This is a genomic window from Bacillus sp. FF-1 (genome assembly GCF_028548245.1).
GTDB classification, from domain to species: Bacteria; Bacillota; Bacilli; order Bacillales; family Bacillaceae_G; genus Bacillus_A; species Bacillus_A paranthracis.
In genome coordinates, this window is record NZ_JAQQGG010000013.1 from 44561 (window position 1) to 58678 (window position 14118).

Here is a 14118-nt window from a genome sequence, read left to right on the forward strand (position 1 = left end):
CTGAGGGGGAACAAGGATGAACTTAATTTTAATGGGGCTTCCTGGTGCTGGTAAAGGTACACAAGCCGAACAGATTGTTGCCAAGTATAACATCCCTCACATCTCAACAGGAGATATGTTCCGTGCAGCTATGAAGGCTGAAACTGAAATGGGTTTACAAGCAAAATCCTTTATTGATAAAGGTGCACTTGTTCCAGATGAAGTTACAATCGGAATCGTTCGTGAACGTTTAAGTCAAGAAGACTGCGTAAGAGGCTTCTTATTAGACGGTTTCCCACGAACTGTTGCACAAGCATCAGCTCTTGAAGAGATTATGAAAGATCTTGGCAAAAAAATCGACTATGTTTTAAACATTAATGTGGATTCAGGATTGTTATTAAAACGCCTTACAGGCCGTCGCATTTGTAAAGAGTGCGGTGCGACTTACCACTTAGAATTCAATCCGCCAGCAAAAGCTGACGTGTGCGATAAATGTGGTGGCGAGTTATATCAACGCTCTGATGACAATGAAGAAACTGTAGCAAATCGCTTAGATGTAAATATTAAGCAAACTAAACCTTTGCTTGATTTCTACGAGGAGCTTGGTTACTTACAAAGCATTAATGGTGAGCAAGATATCAATAAAGTATTTGCTGATATCGATGTTCTCATCGGAGGCTTAGCGTAATGATAATCTGCAAAACTCCTCGCGAGATAGAAATCATGCGAGAAGCGGGCAGGATCGTTGCTTTGACTCATCAAGAGTTAAAACAGCACATTACTCCAGGAATTACAACGAAAGAGCTCGATCAAATAGCGGAAAAGACGATTCAAAAATATGGTGCTACGCCATCTTTTAAAGGATACAACGGATTTCCGGGGAGCATATGTGCTTCTGTAAATGAAGAGCTTGTACACGGAATTCCAGGGAAGCGCAAGCTCAAAGAGGGCGATATCATCAGTATCGATATTGGTGCGAAATACAATGGGTACCATGGAGATTCTGCATGGACGTATCCAGTTGGAAACATTTCTGAATCTGTTCAAAAGCTACTTGATGTCACAGAAAAATCGTTGTATCTTGGTCTAGAACAAGTAAAACCAGGCGAGAGATTATCAAATATCTCACATGCGGTTCAAACCCATGCTGAAGAGAATGGATTCTCGATCGTTAGGGAGTATGTTGGTCACGGAATCGGGCAAGACTTACATGAGGACCCTCAAATCCCGCACTATGGTCCACCAAATAGAGGCCCTAGATTAAAGCCGGGAATGGTCATCTGTGTTGAGCCGATGGTGAATCAAGGAAGACGATATGTAAAAACACTATCTGATGACTGGACAGTGGTAACGGTAGATGGTAAATGGTGTGCCCATTTTGAGCACACGATTGCTCTTACAGAAGCAGGATACGAAATCCTTACCACTTTATAAGTAGCTGGCTCTCCGGGATTTCAGAGCAGTGTAAAATGTTACTGATTTGAAGAAGGGAGAACTATTGAATGGCTAAAGATGATGTAATTGAAGTCGAAGGTACCGTTCTTGAAACGTTGCCAAATGCTATGTTCAAAGTAGAATTAGAGAATGGGCATGTCGTATTGGCTCACGTTTCTGGTAAAATCCGTATGAACTTCATTCGTATTTTACCAGGAGACAAAGTTACGGTAGAATTATCTCCGTACGATTTAAATCGTGGTCGTATTACGTACCGTTTTAAATAATATAGCACTCCGTAATCTTTAAGGAGGTTCGAGACATGAAAGTAAGACCGTCAGTTAAACCAATCTGCGAAAAATGTAAAGTTATTCGTAGACGTGGAAAAGTAATGGTTATTTGTGAAAACCCTAAACATAAACAAAAACAAGGTTAATCAGAAGGAGGTGCATTCGGAATGGCACGTATCGCAGGTGTAGATATTCCTCGTGACAAACGCGTTGTTATTTCTTTAACTTACGTATTCGGCATTGGTCGCACAACTGCTGAAAAAATTCTTGCTGAAGCTGGTGTTTCTGAAGAAACACGAGTTCGTGATTTAACGGAAGACGAATTAGGACGTATCCGTGATATCATCGATCGTATTAAAGTTGAGGGAGACCTTCGTCGTGAAGTATCTCTTAACATCAAACGTCTAATGGAGATCGGTTCTTACCGTGGTCTTCGTCACCGTCGTGGTTTACCAGTTCGTGGTCAAAACTCTAAAAACAATGCTCGTACACGTAAAGGTCCACGTCGTACAGTAGCAAATAAAAAGAAATAATAAGTAAAGGAGGTTGAACTAACAATGGCACGTAAAACAAACACTCGTAAAAAACGTGTGAAAAAGAATATTGAAGCTGGTGTAGCTCATATTCGTTCTACTTTCAACAACACAATCGTAACACTTACAGATACTCACGGTAACGCGCTTTCTTGGTCTAGTGCTGGTGCACTTGGTTTCCGTGGATCTCGTAAATCTACTCCATTCGCTGCGCAAATGGCTGCTGAAACTGCTGCTAAAGCTGCAATGGAGCACGGTTTAAAAACTTTAGAGGTTACTGTTAAAGGTCCTGGTGCTGGTCGTGAAGCTGCAATTCGTGCTCTTCAAGCTGCAGGTCTAGAAGTAACAGCAATTAGAGATGTTACTCCAGTTCCTCATAATGGATGTCGTCCACCAAAACGTCGTCGTGTGTAATTTTTCTGTATAGAATTTTCCCTTTTGTCTATAATGGATATGATGCATTATCGAGAAATTTCGTACAGAAACATCGCTTGTTGTGCACAATCGGGAACTGCCTAAGGGGGACTTTCGGTTAGACAGGGGTTATACCTTTGTTTAACCGGGGTTTCGACGTTTTGAAGGAGGGTTTAGTTAATGATTGAAATCGAAAAGCCGAAAATCGAAACGGTTGAACTTAACGAAGATGCTAAATATGGTAAATTCGTAATTGAACCGCTTGAGCGTGGATATGGTACTACGTTGGGTAACTCCTTACGTCGTATTCTTTTATCTTCACTCCCTGGTGCCGCTGTTACTGCTATCCAAATCGATGGCGTATTACATGAATTTTCAACAGTTGAGGGCGTAGTAGAAGACGTTACAACGATCATCTTAAACTTGAAAAAGTTAGCTCTTAAAATCTACTCTGAAGAAGAGAAGACGTTGGAAATTGATGTGCAGGGCGAAGGTATTGTCACAGCTGCTGATATTACTCACGATAGTGATGTAGAAATCTTAAATCCAGATTTACACATTGCAACGTTAGCAAAAGATGCGCATTTCCGCGTGCGTTTAACTGCAAAGCGTGGCCGTGGGTATACGCCAGCTGATGCAAATAAAAGCGAAGATCAACCAATAGGAGTAATTCCTATTGATTCTATTTATACTCCAGTATCACGTGTGACTTACCAAGTGGAAAAGACACGTGTCGGACAAGTGGCTAATTATGATAAGCTTACGCTTGATGTATGGACGGATGGAAGCATCGGGCCAAAAGAAGCTATCTCTTTAGGTGCCAAAATCTTAACTGAGCATTTAAATATCTTTGTTGGTTTAACTGATGAAGCACAAAATGCTGAGATTATGGTCGAGAAGGAAGAAGATCAAAAAGAGAAAGTTCTTGAGATGACTATCGAAGAACTAGACCTTTCTGTTCGTTCTTATAATTGCCTAAAACGTGCAGGAATTAATACTGTACAAGAGCTTGCGAACAAAACAGAAGAAGATATGATGAAAGTTCGTAACTTAGGACGTAAATCCTTAGAAGAAGTTAAACATAAACTTGAGGAATTAGGTTTAGGTTTACGTAAAGACGACTGAGGATTTAAACCCATCAACAAAGGAGGGAACTACGAATGGCATACAGAAAATTAGGACGTACAAGTGCGCAACGTAAAGCTATGTTACGTGACTTAGCTACTGATTTAATTATCAACGAGCGCATCCAAACGACAGAAACTCGTGCAAAAGAACTTCGTTCTGTAGTGGAAAAAATGATCACTTTAGGTAAACGCGGAGATCTTCATGCTCGTCGTCAAGCAGCAGCTTTCATTCGCAATGAAGTAGCTAACGCTGAGACTGGTCAAGATGCACTTCAAAAACTATTCGCTGATGTAGCTCCACGCTATGCTGAGCGCCAAGGCGGATACACTCGTATTGCAAAAATTGGTCCACGTCGCGGAGACGCAGCACCAATGGTAATTATCGAGTTAGTATAATGATAATTAAAAGGGCAGGACAGTTCTTTTCAAGAAACTGGTCATGGCCCTTTTTTTTAAATATAAAAATAGGCTTACTTGGCGAAGGAAAGGGTGCCTTGTATTGAAAAAAGAGAAACTTCGGACAGAAAATATATCATTTCAATATCCTGGTGCAGCCACTTATGCATTAAAAGATGTTTCATTCTCCTTATATGAAGGAGAATGGGTATCTGTTATTGGACAAAACGGTTCTGGGAAGTCTACACTTGCAAAATTATTGAATGGTTTGTTTTTGCCGGAAGCAGGGACAATTACAGTAAATGATACAATGGTTTTGTCAGAGGAAACGGTATGGGATGTTCGAAAACAAATTGGGATGGTATTTCAAAATCCAGATAATCAATTTGTTGGAACGACAGTGCAAGATGACGTTGTCTTTGGTTTAGAGAATATCGGAATGCCAAGAGAGCAAATGGTAGAAAGATTAGATCAGGCCTTACGACTAGTCCGTATGGAAGATTTTCTTAATGATGAGCCACATTCGTTATCTGGTGGGCAAAAGCAGCGAGTAGCAATAGCAGGCGTTTTAGCACTTCAACCGTCTATTTTGATATTAGATGAAGCAACGTCAATGCTAGACCCTCAAGGGAGACGTGAAGTGGTAGAAACGGTTAGACAACTTGTTAATGAAAAAGGTATTACCGTGTTATCAATTACGCACGATTTAGAAGAAGCGGCACAGTCAGACCGTGTCATTATTTTAAATAAGGGAGAGATATTAGAGGAAGGGACTCCAGAACAAATTTTCAAGTCCTCTCATATGCTCCAAGAAATTGGATTAGATGTACCATTTTCAGTGAAAATAGCAGAATTATTAAAAAGAAATGAAATTCTCTTGCAAAATACGCATCTTACAATGGAAAGCTTGGTGAACGAACTTTGGAGATTACATTCCAAAAAGTAGAACATCGTTATCAATATAAAACTCCATTTGAAAGACGCGCACTTTATGATGTAGACGTGTCGTTTCCAAGTGGGGGCTATTATGCCATTATCGGTCATACTGGTTCAGGTAAGTCGACGATGATTCAACATTTAAATGGTTTATTGCAGCCGACAAATGGCACAGTTCAAATCGGTGAACATTTCATTTCGGCAGGAAAGAAAGAAAAAAAGCTAAAGCCACTACGTAAAAAGGTAGGGGTTGTCTTTCAATTCCCAGAACATCAGTTATTTGAAGAGACTGTGGAGAAAGATATTTGCTTCGGACCTACTAATTTTGGGGTATCGGAAGAAGAAGCGAAGCAAAAGGCAAGAGAAGCAATTGAACTTGTAGGGTTAGAACCAGAACTGTTAACGCGTTCACCATTTGAGTTAAGTGGTGGGCAAATGAGGCGTGTTGCGATAGCAGGCGTATTAGCGATGGAACCCGAAGTGCTTGTATTAGATGAACCTACAGCAGGACTAGACCCAAAAGGGCAAAATGAACTTATGGAGATGTTTTATAAGCTACATAAGGAGAAAGGCCTTACAGTTATCCTTGTAACGCATAATATGGAGGATGCTGCTAAATATGCCGAGCAGATTGTAGTCATGCATAAAGGAACGGTCTTTTTGCAAGGAAGTGCAGAGGAAGTATTTTCACATGCTGATGAACTAGAGAAAATTGGTGTGGATCTTCCTATGTCTTTAAAGTATAAACGTGCAATTGAAGAGAAGTTTGGCATTTCAATCCCAAAGGCTACCTTATCTTTAGAGGATCTTACTCATGAAGTTGTGCAGGTGTTACGAAAAGGTGGTCATGAATCATGCAGCAGTTGATTATTGGAAGATATATTCCAGGGAATTCTCTTATTCATCAACTTGATCCACGTACGAAGCTGCTGATTGTCTTTTTATATGTATTTGTTGTTTTCTTAGCAAATAATGCGATTTCATATGGATTTTTATTTTTATATGCACTCATTGCTTTATTTTTTGCAAAAGTGCCGATTCGTTATGTACTTTCGGGCTTAAAACCAATTCTATGGATTTTTCTTTTTACATTTTTCCTGCATATTTTAACAAATAAAGAAGGGGAAGTATTATTCCAGCTTGGTTGGTTTTCGATACATGAAAAAGGATTAGAGCAAGGAATATACATTTCTATACGATTCTTCGTTATTATTTTAATGACGACATTATTAACGTTAACGACGACACCTATTGAGATTACAGATGGTTTGGAGACGTTATTAAAGCCGTTGAAGCGTATAAAAGTTCCTGTTCATGAAATCGCATTAATGATGTCAATTTCTCTTCGTTTTATCCCGACATTAATGGATGAAACGAGTAAAATAATGAAGGCACAATCGTCACGTGGTATTGATTTTGCAGGGGGACCGATAAAAGATAGGATGAAAGCTATCATTTCACTACTCGTTCCTCTATTTATCAGTGCTTTTAAGCGTGCAGAGGACTTAGCAATTGCTATGGAAGCCCGTGGATATCAAAGTGGCGAAGGACGTACTAAATTTAGGCAACTACGCTGGAAAACAAGCGATACAGTAACGATTATAAGCTTACTTTGTTTAGCTTGTATTTTGGCATGGGTGCGATCGTAATGGAGAATAAAGAAATGGATAGAATAAAATGTACGGTTGCATATGATGGCATGCATTTTTGTGGTTATCAAATTCAACCGCAGCATCGTACTGTTCAACAAGAGATAGAGAAAGCTTTGCAGAAATTGCATAAAGGGGAACTTGTTCGTGTTCAGGCATCGGGCAGAACGGATTCTACCGTTCATGCTAAAGGACAAGTGATACACTTTGATACACCGTTGTCTCTTGAAGAGTGGCAATGGAGCAATGCATTAAACACTATGTTACCAGATGATATTGTTATCACACAGGTAGAGAAAAAAACAGAAGAATTTCACGCACGTTACGGTGTCGAGAGAAAAGAATATCGTTATCGTGTATTATTATCAAAGACTGCGGATGTATTCCGTAGAAATTACGTATATCAATATCCATATCCGCTCGAAATAAATGCTATAAGAAAAGCGATCCCTTATTTTATTGGAACGCATGATTTCACTTCTTTTTGTTCGGCAAAAACTGACAAAAAAGATAAAGTGAGAACAATTTATGAAATCGAGCTAATTGAGCAGGACGACGAATTAATTTTTCGTTTTGTAGGTAATGGATTTTTATATAATATGGTCAGGATTATTGTTGGTACGTTACTGAGCGTAGGGCAAGGAAAGCTTGATCCGGATAGCATTCCAGAGATTTTAGCGAAACAAAATCGTCAGTTTGCTGGAAAGATGGCTCCTGGTCATGGGCTTTATTTATGGCAGGTAAACTATAACAACTAATCCTGGTGTAACATTTGCTTGACATTAGAAACTCAAAAGTATATCATAACATATGGTATTGTTTCTAAAACCACGATTAGCCCCGGAAGGAAATCGTGTTTAAGATAAACAATAGATTTTTTCTATGGAAAAGATAACGAGGAGGGAAACACATGCGTACGACTTTTATGGCAAAAGCTAACGAAGTTGAGCGTAAATGGTATGTGGTTGATGCTGAAGGTCAAACTTTAGGTCGCCTTGCTAGTGAAGTAGCATCCATTTTACGTGGTAAAAACAAACCTACATTTACACCACACGTTGACACGGGTGATCATGTAATTATTATTAACGCTGAGAAAATTCATTTAACAGGTAATAAATTAAACGATAAAATTTACTACCGTCACACTAACCACCCAGGTGGACTTAAACAAAGAACAGCTCTTGAAATGCGTACAAACTACCCTGTACAAATGTTAGAGCTTGCAATTAAAGGCATGCTTCCAAAAGGACGCTTAGGCCGTCAAGTTTCTAAGAAACTAAACGTGTATGCTGGAGCAGAGCATCCACACCAAGCACAAAAACCAGAAGTTTACGAACTTCGCGGATAATCAATTAAAGGAGGGCTTACTTTGGCACAGGTTCAATACTATGGCACTGGACGTCGTAAGAGTTCAGTAGCGCGCGTACGCCTAGTTCCAGGCGAAGGACGCGTTATCATTAACGGTCGTGATTTTGAAAACTATATCCCATTTGCTGCATTACGTGAAGTAGTGAAACAACCTCTAGTTGCAACAGAAACTTTAGGTAACTACGATGTACTTGTAAACGTAAATGGTGGTGGATACACTGGTCAAGCTGGTGCTATTCGTCACGGTATTTCTCGCGCTTTATTAAAAGCTGATCCAGAATACCGTCTAACACTAAAACGTGCAGGTCTATTAACTCGTGACGCACGTATGAAAGAGCGTAAAAAATACGGTCTTAAAGGCGCACGTCGTGCACCTCAGTTCTCAAAACGTTAATTTTTGCGAACTACAAACCCCAACCATTTTGGTTGGGGTTTTTTATGTTTCATTCCTCTTTTGAAATTTTTGTAGTTTGGAATATTTTAGTGCTATCCTCTCGCGTATGCTTCTTCTTTAGAAGTTTAGACTAATACGTATTAGGGAGGTTTATAAGTACTATGAATGTCATTGTCAGCTTACAAGAAAAACAAAAAGAAAAGCAGTTGAAATATGAGCGGAAGATGCTGCGGGAATTATCATTAAAAACATTACGTTCAAATATTAGAGATGCCTTTCAGATGCAGGAACTTCATCGTCAGTATGAAGATTACTGCATTGAATTAGGGATAGAATCGTATTTATTAGGAGCGAGATATAGCAAATTTGGTTATTATGGCGAATCGTTCTTTGATGTGAAATATAGGGCCTTAGAAGAAGAGCAACAATTAACGGAAACACTATTTCAATTTTTAACAAGCATGACTATGCGGGAGATTAAGTTACAAGATGAGGAATTACTTTTTGAATCTTGCCAGCAGTTTATCGGCTTATGGTGGCAGGAAGGATATGAAAAAGGTGAAAGAAGATATCGATTAAAGCTTCATTAAGACAAGCATAAACTTTCCTCTTGTCCCATATAAGTAATTAGAGGGACTAGCTGGAGGAGGAAAGGTATGAAGAGAATTCGAATTATCTCTTTTGCACTCGCTGCGGTTATTTTGTTTTTTTTAGTCAAACAAGAATTTCAAATTACAAAATCGTGGCGAGCTTGGAATTTACCCTTATCAGGGAAAGTAATCGTATTAGATGCTGGGCATGGTGGACCAGACGGAGGGGCTGTTGGTGGCAAGGATATTGTAGAAAAAGATATTACGCTTGAGATTACAAAGAAGGTGCAAGATTATTTACAAGAGCAAGGTGCACTAGTTATTTTAACGCGTGAGGGAGATTATGATTTAGCCCAGAAAGATACAAAGTCATATAGTAGACGTAAAGCAGAAGATTTAAAAAAACGTGTAGAGATTATTAATAAACCCGATGTAGATTTTTTTGCAAGTATCCATTTAAATGCTTTAACTAGTAGTGGATCAAAAGGCGCACAAACGTTCTATTACCGTTCTTCAATTGAAAATGAACGTGCTGCGAAATTTATACAAGCTGAGTTGAGAACGAGTTTAGAGAATACAAATCGTTCTGCTAAAACAATTTCTCATGTGTATTTATTAAAGTATGCGAAAAACCCAGGTGCTTTAATTGAAGCTGGCTTTTTATCGAATGTAAATGAAAGGTATATGTTAAATTCGGAGAAATATCAGCAAAAGGTAGCAGCTGCTGTATATCGTGGTATATTACGTTATTTCACGGAAAAAGGAAATCCTCCAGAATAAGGAGGATTTTTTTGCGTTTCTCTTGTTAACGAAGTTTTCCGAAAATATGTTATACTGGAAATGTAAACGCATTTATTTCAAAAGTAAAGAGAGATATATTTAATTAACATTATGTTATTTTTCATACAGGGGGCTGGGCTAATTATGGTAACGAAAGAGCAAGTAGTGGAAGCGTTAGAAGGGATTGTAGATCCGTTTTTACATAAAACGTTAAAAGAAACAGGGGCAATTAAAGAGGTAACAGTCAAGCCTGAGAAGGAACATGTAAGTGTTAAAATTGCAATCGTAAAAACTGGTACCGCGGAACAAATGCAATTGCAATCTGGAATTGTAAAGTTAGTAAAAGAACTAGGAGCAGCAACAGTAGGGCTTCGCTTTGCAGAATTTACAGAAGAGGAATTAGCTCAGTTTGCACCAGAACAAGAAGAAGAGCAAACTGAATCTTTATTGTCACCAAATTCGAAAACGACATTTTTAGCAGTGGCGAGTGGAAAAGGTGGAGTAGGGAAATCAACAGTTTCTGTTAACCTTGCTATTGCTTTAGCTCGTCTAGGGAAAAAAGTTGGTATCATTGATGCTGATATTTATGGTTTTAGCGTACCTGATATGATGGGGATAGAAAAACGCCCTGTAGTAAGAGGAGATAAAATCATTCCAGTGGAGCGTCTAGGTGTAAAGGTAATCTCAATGGGATTCTTTGTAGAAGATAATGCACCGGTTATTTGGAGAGGGCCTATGCTCGGGAAAATGTTAAATCACTTCTTTACGGAAGTAGAGTGGGGCGATTTAGATTATTTAGTTTTAGATTTACCACCAGGTACAGGTGATGTTGCGCTAGACTTACATTCGATGTTGCCGGCTTGTAAAGAGATTATTGTCACAACACCGCATCCAACAGCGGCATTTGTAGCAGCACGTGCTGGAGCAATGGCTTTACGTACAGAACATAGTATTCTTGGTGTTGTTGAAAATATGGCTTATTTTGAAAGTAAAACAACTGGCGAAAAAGAATATGTGTTTGGAAGAGGTGGTGGAGATAAATTAGCTACAGAACTTCAAACAGAAGTACTTGGCCGAATCCCGCTTCAACAACCTGATTGGAATAAAGAAGATTTTGCGCCGTCAGTATATGAAGATACGCATACGACAGGTCTTATTTATCGCACAATAGCTGAAGCGGTAATTGATAAAACAACTGTTGCGCAAAAATAAAATAATAATGAGTGGATGATACATGTATTGTCCACTCATTATTATCGTTATTATTTTTACTGCTGTTCCTTTTTACCTTCTTGGGAACCACCTTCACCGCCGGCTTCCTTTTTATCAGAACCACTTTTTTCGGCTTTTTGGACACCTTTACTAATAATATCAATCATCTTAGCTTGGAAGAGTGGGCTTTCAGCAGTTTCTGTTAATACTTGTTGTAAATATTGACGGTATTCTTTGCTCTTCATTGTTTGTAACATCATTTTTTCTACTTCAGGGTTTTTCATAATTTCTATAACGCCTGCTTGGTATTCAGGGTCTTTTAGTAATGTTTTCATTAAGGCTGTTTGTTCTTTTCCCATACTTTTAGCGAATTTCGATGAGAACTCAGGGTCTTTAAAGAGCTTTTCCCAGAATTGTTGCCCTTTATCGGATACCATTGCATCTTCAATCGTTTTCTTTACTACTGTTTCATCTAGTATGAGTGCTTGTTTCATTTTTTCATCAGTTAACACATCTTGAATGGCTTTCTTACCTTGATCGGTTTTTAAAATATCAACAATCATTTTCTTCGTTTGATCATAATCAAGTTCGGACTTTGCTTCTTTTTCTTGTGCACATGCTACAAGTACAAGAAATAGAAAAGAAGAAGTCAAAACGAGCAGCATCCGTTTCATAAGTTGGAACTCCTTTCAGCACAGTTCTCTCTTTTTAATATAAATATCTTTAAGGAATTTATACATGAACATGGCTAGCTTTTTGAAATTGTCATTGATACAATTTAATTAGAAATATAAGGATAATGGGGGATGTGTTGTGAATAGCCGCAAGTGGGTTCGACTATTTTTTACGACGTTGTTTCTTGGTGGGGTTAGTACAGTCATTATTGGATTTGTTTTAGAGTGGGACAAGTACGCTAAATTTTTTCAAAATTTCGACGGAAAGGAAATTTTGGCAGTTTCCTTCTGGTTGATGGGTGTAGGATTTATTTTTAGTGTGATAAGTCAAATGGGGTTCTTTGCCTATTTAACAATCCATCGTTTTGGATTAGGGATGTTCAGGTCACCTTCTTTATGGAATATAGTCCAGCTCTTCTTCATTGCATTCGTTTTATTTGATTTTGTGTATTTAAGATCGGTATTGATTGCAAATGGGGAAATTTCATTAGGGAATAACATACTTGTTGCTGGTGTGTTATTTATGTTTGGTGCCATCGTTGCTTATATAAAAAGTAAGGAAACGAATAAAAAGGCATTTGTGCCAGCTTTGTTCTTTATGGTGGTTGTAACAATTCTTGAGTGGGTACCAGCACTTCGAATTAATGATACAGATTGGTTATATTTAATGGTGATACCACTTTTATTATGTAATGCATATCAGTTACTTATATTACATCGTTTAATTGGAAAGACGAGTAAGTCGGCCTAATTAAGAGAGTTTTTACGCAGGGTAGTTGTACGAATGAAAATATCGGGATAAAAAAAGCTCTATTACCTGAACGAAAGGTAGTAGAGCTTTTTATGTGTAAAAAATTATTGGACATCTTTACTTTTCGTACTTGTGTTGGAAATAAGTTGTGATACGGATATTTGCTCATAGCCGTCACTCTTTAATTTCTGTAGAAGCAGTGGTAAAGCTTTATTTGTTTGAAGAGCAGAATCGGATGCATGTAATAAGACGATATCTCCACCTTTTAAATTATTAGAGACGGTGGAAACGATATTGTTTACGCCAGGGTTTTTCCAATCGTTTGAGTTATTACTCCAATGAACGACAGTGTATCCGAGTGATTCTGCTATTTTAAGTGTTGCCTTGTTAAAGTCTCCACTAGGTGGACGCAATAGTTTAATTTGTTTCACACCGAGTTTTGTAAAAACATCTTGTGCTCGCAGAAGATCTCTTCGTATTTCATTTGCCTCTAGAGAAGTGTAGGACGTGTAATTATAACCCATACTACCGATTTCATGTCCATCTTTTATGATGCGTTCAACAACATCAGGGTGTCTTTCTGCCCATGCAGCAGAAAGGAAGAAGGTTGCATTCTTAATATCTCTTTCTTTAAGTGTATCAAGGATTGGAATTGCTTTTTTGTCTCCCCAACTAATATCAAACGTGAATGCAACTTGTTTTTTAGAGGTGTCGCCTTTGTAAATAACTTTAGGTCCTGTAGCGGTTGAAAAAGCAGACTCGTGTGAATATGTTTTCAAAAAGAGTAGCCATGCTGTAAATAAGGAAAGTATCACTATTAAGCTAATGTGTTTAAAGTTTCTTTTACTCGTAATAAAAAAGAAAAACATAATATTACGCCCCTTTGTCCAATCCTTTTCAGTTACATATATGCTGTAAATATAAAAAAGAGAACAAGGGATTAATATCGTAAGTAGTGGATATAATGGATGGTAGGATTTTGTTAAATGGAAATGGGCTTAATTTTTATTGCTCTGGAAGAAATGATTGAGGTGATGATTTGCTTGGGTTTATGTTAACGAAAGAAGAGAAAAAAGAAATGGAATACATATTGAAGAGAGAGTTAGAAGAACTTTTATTTGATTTTGAAGATGAACGTATTCATGACGTTGTAAAAAAGGCGATGGAAGAAAGATATAAAATCATTTTTTGTTTGTTTCGAAGAGTCGCTAATGCAGAAGAATGTATTCGTTACGTAAGAAAAAGAACTTTTTATTAAAAAGTGTTGACGTTCATGGTTATTATATGATAAATTAATAACCGTCGCTGATGCGGAAACGCAGAAAACGACAAAAAGAAATTGAAAAACTTAGTTGACATGGAAAAACGAAGATGTTAACATAAGGAAGTCGCAAATGAGCGACCAAGTAGTTCTTTGAAAACTGAACGAAACAAACAACGTGAAACGTCAATTTTTATTTTAGATGCTAGACAAACTAACTTTATTGGAGAGTTTGATCCTGGCTCAGGATGAACGCTGGCGGCGTGCCTAATACATGCAAGTCGAGCGAATGGATTAAGAGCTTGCTCTTATGAAGTTAGCGGCGGACGG

General features: G+C 38.1%; 21 protein-coding genes and 1 rRNA gene. 20 read left to right on the plus strand and 2 right to left on the minus strand.

Features of this window, described 5'->3' with window-relative positions; all coding sequences use genetic code 11:
• Window positions 1-16 precede the first annotated feature (16 nt).
• From PQF83_RS26945 to PQF83_RS27025, 17 genes are all read left to right on the plus strand, one after another.
• Window positions 17-667 carry an adenylate kinase gene (locus PQF83_RS26945; RefSeq protein WP_001048996.1) on the plus strand — a complete coding sequence of 217 codons (651 nt, stop codon included), beginning with the start codon at window positions 17-19 and terminating at the stop codon, window positions 665-667.
• Window positions 667-1413, plus strand: coding sequence for a type I methionyl aminopeptidase (map, locus tag PQF83_RS26950; protein ID WP_000582539.1), 747 nt, complete (start codon window positions 667-669; stop codon window positions 1411-1413). The genes PQF83_RS26945 and map overlap by 1 nt, the downstream gene beginning before the upstream one ends.
• Before the next feature lie 68 nt (window positions 1414-1481).
• Window positions 1482-1700, plus strand: a complete 219-nt coding sequence (infA, locus tag PQF83_RS26955) for a translation initiation factor IF-1 (protein ID WP_001029884.1) — start codon at window positions 1482-1484, stop codon at window positions 1698-1700.
• Between the two features lie 35 nt (window positions 1701-1735).
• Window positions 1736-1849 (plus strand): 50S ribosomal protein L36, encoded by a 114-nt coding sequence (rpmJ, locus tag PQF83_RS26960; protein ID WP_000868344.1) that lies wholly within the window; start codon window positions 1736-1738, stop codon window positions 1847-1849.
• 21 nt (window positions 1850-1870) lie between these two features.
• On the plus strand, window positions 1871-2236 hold the full coding sequence (gene rpsM / locus PQF83_RS26965; RefSeq protein ID WP_000090789.1) for a 30S ribosomal protein S13: 366 nt from the start codon (window positions 1871-1873) through the stop codon (window positions 2234-2236).
• Between the two features lie 24 nt (window positions 2237-2260).
• Window positions 2261-2650, plus strand: a complete 390-nt coding sequence (rpsK, locus tag PQF83_RS26970) for a 30S ribosomal protein S11 (protein WP_000101799.1) — start codon at window positions 2261-2263, stop codon at window positions 2648-2650.
• A 180-nt stretch (window positions 2651-2830) separates the two neighbouring features.
• Window positions 2831-3775 carry a DNA-directed RNA polymerase subunit alpha gene (locus PQF83_RS26975; protein ID WP_000569643.1) on the plus strand — a complete coding sequence of 315 codons (945 nt, stop codon included), beginning with the start codon at window positions 2831-2833 and terminating at the stop codon, window positions 3773-3775.
• Window positions 3776-3810: 35 nt separating this feature from the next.
• Window positions 3811-4173 (plus strand): 50S ribosomal protein L17, encoded by a 363-nt coding sequence (gene rplQ, locus PQF83_RS26980; protein ID WP_000331490.1) that lies wholly within the window; start codon window positions 3811-3813, stop codon window positions 4171-4173.
• A gap of 103 nt (window positions 4174-4276) precedes the next feature.
• Complete coding sequence (locus PQF83_RS26985; protein WP_000711783.1) at window positions 4277-5119, plus strand: energy-coupling factor ABC transporter ATP-binding protein; 843 nt, start codon at window positions 4277-4279, stop codon at window positions 5117-5119.
• Window positions 5095-5976, plus strand: coding sequence for an energy-coupling factor ABC transporter ATP-binding protein (locus tag PQF83_RS26990; protein ID WP_000406517.1), 882 nt, complete (start codon window positions 5095-5097; stop codon window positions 5974-5976). Before PQF83_RS26985 ends, PQF83_RS26990 begins: the two co-directional genes overlap by 25 nt.
• Window positions 5964-6758: an energy-coupling factor transporter transmembrane component T family protein gene (locus PQF83_RS26995; protein ID WP_001186536.1), complete on the plus strand. Its 795-nt coding sequence runs from the start codon at window positions 5964-5966 to the stop codon at window positions 6756-6758. Before PQF83_RS26990 ends, PQF83_RS26995 begins: the two co-directional genes overlap by 13 nt.
• 14 nt (window positions 6759-6772) lie before the next feature.
• Complete coding sequence (gene truA / locus PQF83_RS27000) at window positions 6773-7516, plus strand: tRNA pseudouridine(38-40) synthase TruA (protein WP_002163776.1); 744 nt, start codon at window positions 6773-6775, stop codon at window positions 7514-7516.
• Window positions 7517-7668: 152 nt separating this feature from the next.
• On the plus strand, window positions 7669-8106 hold the full coding sequence (rplM, locus tag PQF83_RS27005; RefSeq protein ID WP_001260793.1) for a 50S ribosomal protein L13: 438 nt from the start codon (window positions 7669-7671) through the stop codon (window positions 8104-8106).
• A gap of 21 nt (window positions 8107-8127) precedes the next feature.
• On the plus strand, window positions 8128-8520 hold the full coding sequence (gene rpsI / locus PQF83_RS27010) for a 30S ribosomal protein S9 (protein WP_000079986.1): 393 nt from the start codon (window positions 8128-8130) through the stop codon (window positions 8518-8520).
• A gap of 161 nt (window positions 8521-8681) precedes the next feature.
• Complete coding sequence (locus tag PQF83_RS27015; RefSeq protein ID WP_001101006.1) at window positions 8682-9110, plus strand: YbaK family protein; 429 nt, start codon at window positions 8682-8684, stop codon at window positions 9108-9110.
• Between the two features lie 66 nt (window positions 9111-9176).
• Window positions 9177-9890, plus strand: coding sequence for an N-acetylmuramoyl-L-alanine amidase CwlD (gene cwlD, locus PQF83_RS27020; protein WP_000822435.1), 714 nt, complete (start codon window positions 9177-9179; stop codon window positions 9888-9890).
• Window positions 9891-10034: 144 nt separating this feature from the next.
• A complete protein-coding gene (locus PQF83_RS27025; protein ID WP_000256607.1) occupies window positions 10035-11102 on the plus strand; it encodes an Mrp/NBP35 family ATP-binding protein in 1068 nt (355 codons plus the stop codon).
• 56 nt (window positions 11103-11158) lie between these two features.
• Here PQF83_RS27025 and gerD read toward each other — a convergent pair whose 3' ends face one another.
• Entirely contained in the window at window positions 11159-11776 is a 618-nt protein-coding gene (gene gerD / locus PQF83_RS27030; protein ID WP_000827519.1) for a spore germination protein GerD, read from the minus strand.
• A 139-nt stretch (window positions 11777-11915) separates the two neighbouring features.
• On the opposite strand from gerD, the gene kbaA reads away from it, so the two are divergent.
• Window positions 11916-12527 (plus strand): KinB signaling pathway activation protein KbaA, encoded by a 612-nt coding sequence (kbaA, locus tag PQF83_RS27035; RefSeq protein WP_001088516.1) that lies wholly within the window; start codon window positions 11916-11918, stop codon window positions 12525-12527.
• A gap of 104 nt (window positions 12528-12631) precedes the next feature.
• Here the strand turns inward: kbaA and pdaB are convergent, their stop codons facing one another.
• Window positions 12632-13396, minus strand: coding sequence for a polysaccharide deacetylase family sporulation protein PdaB (pdaB, locus tag PQF83_RS27040; RefSeq protein WP_000464707.1), 765 nt, complete (start codon window positions 13394-13396; stop codon window positions 12632-12634).
• Between the two features lie 170 nt (window positions 13397-13566).
• Here pdaB and PQF83_RS27045 point away from each other — a divergent pair, with 170 nt between their 5' ends.
• Both PQF83_RS27045 and PQF83_RS27050 read left to right on the plus strand, forming a co-directional pair.
• Entirely contained in the window at window positions 13567-13785 is a 219-nt protein-coding gene (locus PQF83_RS27045) for a hypothetical protein (protein WP_000900296.1), read from the plus strand.
• Window positions 13786-14008: 223 nt separating this feature from the next.
• A 16S ribosomal RNA gene (locus PQF83_RS27050) occupies window positions 14009-14118 on the plus strand; the annotation flags it as partial.